This window comes from Microbacterium hydrocarbonoxydans, from assembly GCF_900105205.1.
In the GTDB taxonomy this organism is placed as follows: Bacteria; Actinomycetota; Actinomycetes; order Actinomycetales; family Microbacteriaceae; genus Microbacterium; species Microbacterium hydrocarbonoxydans.
This window is the reverse complement of the sequence record NZ_FNSQ01000005.1, coordinates 1,903,813-1,913,383: the sequence shown is the minus strand read 5'-3', so window position 1 is coordinate 1,913,383 and position 9,571 is coordinate 1,903,813. Positions and strand designations below refer to the sequence as shown.

Genomic DNA, 9,571 nt, shown 5'->3' with positions numbered 1-9,571 from the left:
CTGCAGGCCGGCGGTCGGCACCGAGAGCATGGCGTTGCGCAGCAGATAGGAGTCTCCCGACGTGCCCAGTCGGAGGTTCACGGTCGTGTCGCCGGCGACCACGTTCGTGAGACCCACCGTCGCGACGTCGACGCTCTGGTTGGTGAACGCTGTCCCCGCCGTCCCTGCGTATCGGACGGAGCCCACCGCGCGCGAGATGCCGACGTTGTCGGTCGCGCCCGCGGCGTTCGCGATCTCGGTGTAGGGAGTCGACCCTCCTCGCGAGTACTCGGCCGTGTCGCCGGTGATGTTCCTATCGCCCTCGAAGAGCGTGAAGCCTGCGCGGGTGCCGGCGGCGACCGCAGTGAATCCGTTGAACGCGACGGTGAGGTCGGGGTCGTTGGCACCCTGACGCACGTGGCCCTCGTAGTAGATGATGTTGTGCGGCACGGAGGCTGGGTTGTCCGGGATGAATGTGCCGTAGTCGTAGACGACGTTCAGCGACCAGCCCGCGTAGCAGCCGGCACCGGTCGGCGTCCAGATGTTGCCCGCTGAGACGGTGACCGCAGACCCGGTGGGTACGCCGGCGAAGGCCGAGGTCACGTCCGCGCTGCCGGAGTAGTAGAGCGCTGTCGCCTGGGATGCAGGGTCGACGAGCATGCTCTGCGGGGCGACGCTCACGACCGCCGCGCCGGCGACCTTGAGCTGGACGGCGCGAGAGGTGTACCCGGTAGCGCTTCCCGCCGGCATCGTCGCGACGCCGCGGGCGGCGGAGTACTGGGCGCACAGCCGTCGCGTGTCGCCGGTGTACACGCCGGTGTTGGCGCTCCAGGTCAGGAAGGCCTTCACGACCGTCGCTCCGGCGGGGACCGTGATCGTCGCGCTGCTCGAGTTGTTCGTGAAGCCGGAGACGGCGTTCGTCTGCGTCATGACGAAGTTGTCATTGACGTTCTGCGCGTTCGTGCTGGACGCCGCGTGCAGATCCGCGCAGGTGCCGTTCGTCGTCGCCGTCGTCGCCGTGCAGGCGAGCACACCGTTGCCGGCCATGATGAAGTCGCCGTTGACGTTGGCCTGGTAGTTCGGTGCCGTGCCGGAGTTCGTGCCCCACTGGACGACGGCCGCTTCAGCAGCCTGCGGAGCGCCGAGGGTCAGGCCGGCGACGATCACGGCGACAGCCGTCGTCATCGCGACCGCAGAGCGACGCCAAACGCGCCTACCACTCCCCCGGACCATCGGTAAAAGACCCCCTAGTACGGGGTCCCTCCCCGGTACACCGTCATATCACCCTAGGTGAACTCACAGGTGATGACAATGGTGCGGATGTGACGGATGAGAAACGGTGGATGCCGCCCGGACCACACTCTCCGAGATGACCACCGATCCGCACCGGGCGTGCCAGCGTCGGCCACGCGGTCGCGGGGTATCGAGGCGGAGCGTCACGCTCGACACATGCGCACCGTGGCACGGGCAACAAAAAACCCCCGGAGAACCGGGGGTTTCTCTGTGCGCGATACTGGGATCGAACCAGTGACCTCTTCCGTGTCAGGGAAGCGCGCTACCGCTGCGCCAATCGCGCCCATGTGGGCTATTCAGTTCTGAGAGGTGGCGACGGGATTCGAACCCGTGTAAACGGCTTTGCAGGCCGGTGCCTAGCCGCTCGGCCACGCCACCGTGTGGATTGACCCCACGTGCGGAAGGCCCTCCGAAGAAGGCCCCTGCACTTGAGCGGATGACGAGACTCGAACTCGCGACCCCAACCTTGGCAAGGTTGTGCGCTACCAACTGCGCTACATCCGCGTTATCCCCGGTTGTTGCCCCGGGCACTTATGAAACATTAGCCGATGATCGGCGACTGTCCAAACCGGAAGCGATTCTCGCGCGTGTCCGCCGGGATGGTCATCTCGGGCTCCGACCGTCGGGTAGTATCGGTTGACGTACCCCACGGGTATGGGCGATTGGCGCAGTTGGTAGCGCGCTTCCTTCACACGGAAGAGGTCATCGGTTCGAGTCCGGTATCGCCCACCACACAACCCCCGGTCTCCCCGGGGGTTTTTCCGTATCCGGGCGTGGATCCCCACCTCACGCGGGCTTCGCACCGTTCGCCGCCAGCGGGGTCACTTTCGCACCGGAAACAGCCTCTAGCGGTGCGTTCTTGACCCCGCACCGGACCGGGCGGTGCAGCGGTACGCCTCGAGTGCAGCGTCACGCCTCGGGCGATCACCACGTGACGTGGTGCAATTGGGTGCCGCGGACTCACACGTCGACGCGGCGAGTTCCGATGTCGGGGGCCCACGGTAGCGTGCGAACGGTGATGAGCATCCCGCTTCCCAGCCCGTGCAGCCTGTGCGGGCGACTGCGCGGCGAGCGGGTGGCGACCGCGCTCGTCTGCAGCTGGTGCGGGTGGCGCTACGGCGACTCCCCCGATCCCGATCTTCCGCGGCCCGTGATCGAGGTGGTGTACTACATCCGCTACGACCGACGGATCAAGATCGGCACGAGCCGCCGCCCACGCCAGCGCCTCACCAGCATCCGACACGAGGAGCTGCTGGCCTTCGAACGCGGCGGACGCGAGGTCGAGCAGGCCCGGCACCGCGAGTTCGCCGCCATTCGCGAGGGCGGCGAATGGTTCACTCTCACCCCGGAGCTGACCAGGCACGTCGCCGGGCTTCGGGCCGCCGGCGATCCGTGGCAGCTCTACGCGCGGTGGGTCAGCTTCGCCCTCCAGAGCTGAAGCCCGCAGACCGTAGAAGCCCGGCAGCACTGAAGCCCCGCACGGGACCGACTTCCGTGCGGGGCTTCAGGGTCAGCTGTCCGGCTCGTTCAGGCGCGGGCGGTGGCCTTGACCTGTGCAGGCTGCGGCTGCGAGAACAGGACCACGACGATCACGGCCACACCGACGACCACGTGCGGCACCCAGACGTTCGGCGCCTCCGTCGAGAATCCGAAGATCCACGGCGACAGAGCGAGGAACAGGCTGGCGACGATGTCGAACACGAGGTGCACGGGCATCGGGATGAATCCGAAGGGGCCCCACTCGTACTTGGTGAACAGGCTGTAGACGATGAGGCCCACACCCAGGACGATCGGGATGATGACGGCGGGCCCGCCGACGCCGACGAAGCCGAAGAGCCACGGGGCGACGATGAGGGCCGCTCCGACGACGTAGTCGAGGATGCCGTGGACCTTGGTCGGGATGAAGCGCATGATTCCTCCTTGGTGGTGCCGCTTACTGCGACTCACAGTTGGTTCGCAGCGCCGCGCGAAACGGATTGCCCGTCGGGTCCACTTAGCCTGAGGGGATGACGCACACCTCACCTGCACCGCCATCGATCGCGGCGGCGCGCATCGTGGCGGGCGCGGCAGTGATCGGCATCCTCTCGTACACGTATTCCATCGGCATCCCCGCCCGCGGCGCCAGCCTCTTCGACTACTTCGGCTACTTCACCAACCTGACGAGTCTGCTCACCGCCGCCGCCCTCATCGGTGCCGGTGTCCTCGCCCTGCGCGGCGGTGCGGTGTCGCCGGTGCTGACCACCGTTCGCGCCGTCTCGGTGTCCTGCATGATCATCGTCGGCGTCGTCTACAACGTCCTGGTCCCGGGGACAGGCAGTGCGCCCGCATGGGTGAGTCTCGCGCTCCACACGCTCTTCCCTGCACTGCTCGTGATCGACTGGGTGTTCGCGCCCGATCGCACGCGGCTTCCGTGGCGGCAGCTCTGGATGGTGCTCCCCTACCCCGCGCTGTGGCTGTTCGTCGTCCTGATCCGCGGCGTCACGGACGGATGGGTGCCCTACGGCTTCCTGCTCCCCGAGCGCGGCGCGCTCTCGCTCGTCGCGCATGTCGTCGGCCTGCTCGCCGCGCTGCTCGTCTCTGGAGCGGGCGTCTGGGCGCTCACCCGACTGCCGCGCCGCTCGACGCGAACCTCACGCCGAGCCCGGCAGACTCAGACGCTCGCCCAGCCGTAGCGGGCGGAGAGCGCGGCCGCGACGCGCCCGTAGCGAGAGTGATCAAGCACGGCGGCCTCGCGGCGCAGTCCGCTCTCGTGCACGCTGTAGAGCTGCTCGATGTCGACCCAGGACTCGCGTCCCTGCGAATCCCAGTCGCCCGTGCCGATCGTGAGGTAGTCGCGATCGCCGTCGTGCGGTCTGCTGGTCATCCGCACCGCGTACACCCGGTCTCGAGATTCACGCCCGATCACGAGGACAGGACGATCCTTGCCCCTGCCGTCGTTCTCCTCGTACGGCACCCAGGTCCAGACGATCTCTCCGGCATCGGGAGCACCGTCCCTGTCGGGCGCGTAGTCGATGCGCAGGTCGTCGATCGCATCAGGGTCGACCCGCACAGTGCCCGTCCCCGAACGCTGTCCCCGCGCGGACTCTGCCGCATCCGGACGCGCGTCACCGGAGGTCCGTACACGCGAGACCGGGCGTCCGGGACGATTGCTCGTCCTGGACGCCCGGTCCGATCCCAGTGCGGTGAGAAGGATCTCCGCGAGTCTTGCCAGGATGCCGTTGCTTGTGCTCACACGGTCACCCTAACGGCAGGTCACGCATCTGCGAGTGCGTAGCCCTCCTCGCCGTGGACGACCTGGTCGACGCCGGCGATCTCGTCTTCACTCGTGATGCGGAACCCGATCGTCTTCTCGATCGCGAAGCCGATGATGAACGCGATGACGAACGAGTAGATCAGCACACCGAGTGCGGCGATGGCCTGCACGGCCAGCTGACGCAGGTCGCCGCCGACGAAGACACCGGTGCCGGTCGCGAAGAGGCCGAGGTACAGCGTTCCGATGAGTCCGCCCACAAGGTGAATGCCGACGACGTCGAGCGAGTCGTCGAAGCCGAGACGGAACTTCATCTCGACCGCGAGTGCGCAGACGATACCGGCGACAGCACCGAGCAGCAGCGACCAGCCGGGCGTGAGGTTGGCGCAGGCCGGGGTGATCGCGACGAGACCGGCGACGGCTCCCGAGGCTGCTCCGACGGACGTCGCCTTGCCGTCCTTGATGCGCTCGATGAGGATCCAGCCGAGGATCGCCGCAGCGGTGGCGCCGAGCGTGTTGAGGCCGATGAGTCCGACGCCGCCCATGTCCTCCGCGAGCCACTCGGCTCCGGCGTTGAAGCCGAACCAGCCGAACCACAGCAGCGCTGCGCCGAGAAGGGTCAGCGGGACGTTGTGCGGCTTGAGGATGCCCTTCTGGAAGCCGATTCGCTTGCCCAGGACGATCGCGAGGGCCAGTGCCGCGGCACCGGCGTTGATGTGCACCGCGGTACCACCGGCGTAGTCGATGACGCCGATTCCGCTGTCCTCACCGAAGAGGGTGGTGCCGAGATTCATGATCCATCCGCCGCCCCAGACCCATGCGGCGACCGGGAAGTAGCCGACCGTGGCGAATACGCCGGCGAAGATCAGCCAGCTGCCGAACTTCGCGCGGTCGGCGATCGCTCCGGAGATCAGCGCGACCGTGATGATCGCGAACGTCGCGCCGTACGCGACTCCGAGCAGGGCCACGTTCGAGTCCTCACCGGCGGCGAGGTTCGAGAGGCCGAAGTCGGCGAAGGGGTTGCCGGCGAAGGCTGTCGGGCTGTCCACCGCGCTCATCGAGAATCCGAAGAGGATCCAGAGAACGGCGACGAGACCGATCGAGCCGAAGCTCATCATCATCATGCTGACGACGCTCTTGGCCTTGACGAGACCGCCGTAGAAGAAGGCGACGCCGGGCGTCATGAGCAGAACGAGGGCGGTCGCGGTGATCGCCCAGGAGATGTTGCCTGGAGCATCCATAGTCAAACCTCACAATTCGGGAAACTGAGAGCTTCAGTGTGACGAGGCCCGATTTCCGGAATGCGTGAAGTTTGTTGCGGTGGCGTTACAGCCGCGCCCCGCATGTGAACATCGCGTTACGCGACACTGCGCTCCGCGTGTGTAAGTGCATTGAGTCTGGAGATAGCACGCAGGTACTTCTTGCGGTATCCGCCGCCGAGCATCTCCTGCGCGAACACCTGGTCGAGGCTCACACCCGTGGCGACGATCGGGATCTGCGCATCGTAGACACGGTCGACGAACGCGACGAAGCGCAGCGCCTCCGACTGATCGGTCAGCACCTGGACATCGCGCAGACCGACGAGGTCGAGTCCTTCGATCACCCGGAGATAGCGCGACGGATGCACCCGGGCGAGGTGCCGGATCACGTCGACGAACGAGTCGTCGGATGCGATCCCTGCTTCGCCGCCCCGCTGCACGGTCTGCGCGTACTCGTCCGCATCGCTGACGACCGCGTGCCCGTCCAGCGCACGCTGACGGAAGTCGACCCCGTCGATGCGGATCGTCTGGAAGCTGTCTGACATCGCATGGATCTCACGAAGGAAGTCCTGTGCAGCGAAGCGACCTTCTCCGAGCGCGTTGGGCGGGGTGTTCGACGTCGCGGCGAGTCTCGTGCCGGTCGGCACGAGTTCACCGATCAGCCGGGTCATCACCATCGTGTCGCCCGGATCGTCGAGCTCGAACTCGTCGATGCACAGCAGGTCCGCCCCCTTGAGCAGGTCCACCGTGTTCTTGTAGCCGAGGGCTCCGACCAGAGCGGTGTACTCGATGAACGACCCGAAGTACTTCCGGCGGGCCGGCATCGCGTGATAGATCGACGCGAGCAGGTGCGTCTTGCCGACACCGAATCCGCCGTCGAGGTACACGCCGGGCTTGATCTCCGGCTCCTTCTTCGCGCGGCTGAAGAACCCGCCACGCTTGATCGGGCCGCCACCGCGACCGGCGAACCGCGTCAGCGTCTCCTTCGCCTCCTCCTGCGAGGGGTACGAGGAGTCGGCTCGGTAGCTCTCGAAGGTCGCCCCGTCGAACTGCGGCGGCGGCGTGAGGCTGGCCAGCATCTCGGGGCCGGTGACGGTGGGTTGGCGATCGGTCAGGTGCACGATGCCCGTGCGGCTGGGCGTGTCGGTCATCACGGTCCTGTGTCGGGTGCGCACCTGTGTCGAAGTCTTACGAATCGGGTGCAGCGCGCACGGCGTGGATCTATCGTCGAAGTATCGGCTCCACATTACGCCGTCATGCCCTGCACAATCGCCGCTCACCGTCTGAGGAGATCCCTGTGGCCATCGAGTTCGACACCACTTCGTCCAAGTTCGCCGAGTACGCCGAACCCGGCCGTCTCGTGAGCACCGAATGGCTCGCCGAGCGTCTCGGAACGCCGGGCCTGGTGGTCGTCGAGTCCGACGAGGACGTGCTGCTGTACGAGACCGGCCACATCCCCGGTGCGGTCAAGGTGGACTGGCACACCGAGCTCAACGACCCGGTCGTGCGCGACTACGTCGACGGCGAGGGATTCGCGAAGCTGCTGAGCAGCAAGGGCATCTCGCGGGATGACACCGTGGTGATCTACGGCGACAAGAACAACTGGTGGGCCGCCTATGCACTGTGGGTCTTCTCGCTGTTCGGCCACGAGGACGTGCGCCTGCTCGACGGAGGGCGCGACCGCTGGATCGCCGAGGGCCGCGAGATCACCCGCGAGGCCCCGACCGTCACGCCCACGGACTACCCGATCGTCGAACGCGACGACTCGGTGATCCGCGCCTACAAGGACGACGTGCTCGCTCACATCGGCAGCCCTCTGATCGATGTGCGCTCCCCCGAGGAGTACAGCGGTGAGCGCACCACCGCGCCCGCCTACCCGGAGGAGGGCACGCTCCGCGCCGGCCACATCCCGACCGCGCAGAGCGTTCCGTGGGCGAAGGCCGTGGCCGAGGATGGCGGCTTCCGCCCCCGCGCGGAGCTCGACGCCATCTACCGCGACGGCGCCGGTCTGAAGGACGGCGACCCCGTTGTGGCGTACTGCCGGATCGGTGAGCGATCGAGCCACACGTGGTTCGTGCTCAAGCACCTGCTCGGCTTCGACGACGTGCGCAACTACGACGGATCGTGGACGGAGTGGGGCAGCGCCGTGCGCGTTCCCATCGTCACCGGAGCGGAGCCCGGTTCCCTCTGATCGTGGAAGAATGTCGGGGATGAGCACGAGCGACGTTCCTGACACTCTCGCCGAGATCCGCGACGCCTTCCTGGAGACCCCGGAGGCCGAGCGCCTGCTGCTGCTCCTCGAGTTCTCGGACGAGCTACCTGAGGTGTCGGAGGAGGTGGCGAGCCACCCCGAGATGTGCGAGCGGGTCGCCGAGTGCCAGTCCCCCGTCTACATCTACGTCGAGGTGAACGACGGCGTCGTCACGATGCATGCCACCGCGCCGCCGGAGGCTCCGACGACGCGTGGATTCGCGAGCATCCTGGTGCAGGGCATCACGGGGCTCACACCCGACGAGGTGCTGGCCATCCCCGACGACTACCCGCAGTCGATCGGGCTCACGAAGGCCGTGTCTCCGCTGCGCATCGGCGGGATGACGGGAATGCTGATGCGCGCCAAGAAGCAGGTCAGGCAGAAGCGCTGAGCCCCTGCTCCGCGAGCCAGTCGGTGATCGCGGCGCTCCAGCCCGCCTCGTCGTAGTTCCAGAGCTTGGTGTGGCGTGCGACCGAGAACGCCGGCATCGTCACGAGGTCGGGGCGAGCCGCCTGCAGAGCGTGGGAGGCGTCTGCAGGCACGAACCCGTCATCGTCACTGTGCAGGATCAGGATCGGAACGCTCAGCTCGTCGGCGCGGGCCACCATGTCGAGGCTGTCGAACGGGATCGCCCCGTCCGCGCCGCTGAGCCGCGCCGTGAGCGGAAGCGAGAGCGCACTCATCGCCAGGTCGGGCAGCGGAGCGTGCATCCCCGCCTCGCGCGCCTGGAAGCGCAGTACAGAGCGCCAGTCCACGACCGGCGACTCGAGGATCAGACCGGCGATGCGATCGCGGTTGCCCGAGTTCACCGCTGTCTGCAGCGCGACGGCGCCGCCCATCGACCATCCCATCAGGATCACACGCTCTGCGCCCCGGCGGCGGGCGAACGAGATGGCAGCATCCACGTCACGCCACTCGTGCGCCCCGAGCGCGTAGGCGCCGCTGCGACTGCGCGGTGCCTCGCCGTCGTTCCTGTACGAGACCACGAGGTTCGGGAATCCGGCCGCGTGCAGCACGGGCACCGCACGCAGGCACTCGGCGCGCGTCACTCCTCTGCCGTGGATCTGGATCACCCAGGTGGTCGACTCCGCCGAGAAGAGCCACGCAGGGCATGGACCGGCCGGTGACCCGATCAGCACGTTCTCCCACGGCAGGTGCAGCTCGCTCGGGGTGGAGTAGTACCAGCCGCTGAACGCGGCGCTGCGGTCGACCTGCGAGCCCGGCTCGATCTGGGTGAGCAGCTTGCGGCGCACCGTGGTGGCATCGGCGCCGAGCACGGCCCCGAGCTTCACGTAGCCGTGCGTGCCGGAAGTGAACAGCCCGTACCGGCCTGGGAGCTCCGTGTCGGGGGTGCGCGTGAGCTCGATCGTCTGGGCGCCGGTGTCGACCGCGAGGATCTCGGTGTCGGCGGGGCGTCTGGCGGGGATGACCACCCGGCGGGCGACGCTGAAAACGAGCAGGGCCATCGCGGTCCCGAGCGCGATCAGTGCAGGGACAAGAAGCGCAACGGCGTGCCTGAGACTCTTCATCGCTTCCTGA

At 67.4% G+C, this 9,571-nt stretch carries 11 protein-coding genes and 4 tRNA genes; 7 read left to right on the top strand and 8 right to left on the bottom strand.

The genetic code is table 11. The features are described from left to right. The first annotated feature begins 61 nt into the window (after nucleotides 1-61). Nucleotides 62-244 (top strand): hypothetical protein, encoded by a 183-nt coding sequence (locus BLW44_RS18720; RefSeq protein WP_476703354.1) that lies wholly within the window; start codon nucleotides 62-64, stop codon nucleotides 242-244. A gap of 393 nt (nucleotides 245-637) precedes the next feature. Continuing rightward, on the top strand, nucleotides 638-1,057 hold the full coding sequence (locus BLW44_RS18715) for a hypothetical protein (RefSeq protein WP_476703353.1): 420 nt from the start codon (nucleotides 638-640) through the stop codon (nucleotides 1,055-1,057). Between the two features lie 426 nt (nucleotides 1,058-1,483). On the opposite strand, the gene BLW44_RS09565 is transcribed toward BLW44_RS18715, so the two are convergent. The 3 genes from BLW44_RS09565 to BLW44_RS09555 all read right to left on the bottom strand — a co-directional run bounded on the left by BLW44_RS09565 (nucleotide 1,484) and on the right by BLW44_RS09555 (nucleotide 1,776). Further along, nucleotides 1,484-1,555: transfer RNA gene (locus BLW44_RS09565), tRNA-Val, on the bottom strand. 24 nt (nucleotides 1,556-1,579) lie between these two features. Next, a tRNA-Cys gene (locus tag BLW44_RS09560) sits at nucleotides 1,580-1,650 on the bottom strand. A 53-nt stretch (nucleotides 1,651-1,703) separates the two neighbouring features. After that, a tRNA-Gly gene (locus tag BLW44_RS09555) sits at nucleotides 1,704-1,776 on the bottom strand. Between the two features lie 152 nt (nucleotides 1,777-1,928). Between BLW44_RS09555 and BLW44_RS09550 the strand changes: the two genes are divergently transcribed. Continuing rightward, a tRNA-Val gene (locus tag BLW44_RS09550) sits at nucleotides 1,929-2,004 on the top strand. 286 nt (nucleotides 2,005-2,290) lie between these two features. After that, nucleotides 2,291-2,710: a GIY-YIG nuclease family protein gene (locus BLW44_RS09545; RefSeq protein ID WP_060928082.1), complete on the top strand. Its 420-nt coding sequence runs from the start codon at nucleotides 2,291-2,293 to the stop codon at nucleotides 2,708-2,710. 89 nt (nucleotides 2,711-2,799) lie between these two features. Here BLW44_RS09545 and BLW44_RS09540 read toward each other — a convergent pair whose 3' ends face one another. Further along, a complete protein-coding gene (locus BLW44_RS09540) occupies nucleotides 2,800-3,183 on the bottom strand; it encodes an SPW repeat domain-containing protein (RefSeq protein WP_060928081.1) in 384 nt (127 codons plus the stop codon). Between the two features lie 95 nt (nucleotides 3,184-3,278). Here BLW44_RS09540 and BLW44_RS09535 point away from each other — a divergent pair, with 95 nt between their 5' ends. After that, nucleotides 3,279-3,944, top strand: a complete 666-nt coding sequence (locus BLW44_RS09535) for a Pr6Pr family membrane protein (RefSeq protein ID WP_060928080.1) — start codon at nucleotides 3,279-3,281, stop codon at nucleotides 3,942-3,944. Here BLW44_RS09535 and BLW44_RS09530 read toward each other — a convergent pair. From BLW44_RS09530 to zapE, 3 genes are all read right to left on the bottom strand, one after another. Beyond that, nucleotides 3,923-4,504, bottom strand: coding sequence for a type II toxin-antitoxin system PemK/MazF family toxin (locus BLW44_RS09530; protein ID WP_060928079.1), 582 nt, complete (start codon nucleotides 4,502-4,504; stop codon nucleotides 3,923-3,925). The two genes, BLW44_RS09535 and BLW44_RS09530, sit on opposite strands and share 22 nt — an antisense overlap. Nucleotides 4,505-4,524: 20 nt before the next feature. Further along, a complete protein-coding gene (locus BLW44_RS09525) occupies nucleotides 4,525-5,763 on the bottom strand; it encodes an ammonium transporter (protein ID WP_060928078.1) in 1,239 nt (412 codons plus the stop codon). A 116-nt stretch (nucleotides 5,764-5,879) separates the two neighbouring features. Then, a complete protein-coding gene (gene zapE / locus BLW44_RS09520) occupies nucleotides 5,880-6,932 on the bottom strand; it encodes a cell division protein ZapE (protein ID WP_060928077.1) in 1,053 nt (350 codons plus the stop codon). A gap of 146 nt (nucleotides 6,933-7,078) precedes the next feature. On the opposite strand from zapE, the gene BLW44_RS09515 reads away from it, so the two are divergent. Both BLW44_RS09515 and BLW44_RS09510 read left to right on the top strand, forming a co-directional pair. After that, nucleotides 7,079-7,972, top strand: a complete 894-nt coding sequence (locus BLW44_RS09515) for a sulfurtransferase (protein ID WP_060928076.1) — start codon at nucleotides 7,079-7,081, stop codon at nucleotides 7,970-7,972. Nucleotides 7,973-7,991: 19 nt separating this feature from the next. After that, entirely contained in the window at nucleotides 7,992-8,423 is a 432-nt protein-coding gene (locus tag BLW44_RS09510; RefSeq protein ID WP_060928087.1) for a SufE family protein, read from the top strand. On the opposite strand, the gene BLW44_RS09505 is transcribed toward BLW44_RS09510, so the two are convergent. Further along, nucleotides 8,407-9,561: an alpha/beta hydrolase gene (locus tag BLW44_RS09505; RefSeq protein WP_060928075.1), complete on the bottom strand. Its 1,155-nt coding sequence runs from the start codon at nucleotides 9,559-9,561 to the stop codon at nucleotides 8,407-8,409. The genes BLW44_RS09510 and BLW44_RS09505 overlap by 17 nt on opposite strands. Between the last annotated feature and the right edge of the window lie 10 nt (nucleotides 9,562-9,571).

Excerpts from the sequence above, each read along its gene's own strand:
- BLW44_RS09525 (WP_060928078.1), bottom strand. The coding sequence starts at position 5,763 with ATGGATGCTCCAGGCAACATCTCCTGGGCGATCACCGCGACCGCCCTC.
- BLW44_RS09535 (WP_060928080.1), top strand. The coding sequence starts at position 3,279 with ATGACGCACACCTCACCTGCACCGCCATCGATCGCGGCGGCGCGCATC.
- zapE (WP_060928077.1), bottom strand. The coding sequence starts at position 6,932 with ATGACCGACACGCCCAGCCGCACGGGCATCGTGCACCTGACCGATCGC.
- BLW44_RS09510 (WP_060928087.1), top strand. The coding sequence starts at position 7,992 with ATGAGCACGAGCGACGTTCCTGACACTCTCGCCGAGATCCGCGACGCC.
- BLW44_RS09505 (WP_060928075.1), bottom strand. The coding sequence starts at position 9,561 with ATGAAGAGTCTCAGGCACGCCGTTGCGCTTCTTGTCCCTGCACTGATC.
- BLW44_RS09545 (WP_060928082.1), top strand. The coding sequence starts at position 2,291 with ATGAGCATCCCGCTTCCCAGCCCGTGCAGCCTGTGCGGGCGACTGCGC.
- BLW44_RS09540 (WP_060928081.1), bottom strand. The coding sequence starts at position 3,183 with ATGCGCTTCATCCCGACCAAGGTCCACGGCATCCTCGACTACGTCGTC.
- BLW44_RS18715 (WP_476703353.1), top strand. The coding sequence starts at position 638 with ATGCTCTGCGGGGCGACGCTCACGACCGCCGCGCCGGCGACCTTGAGC.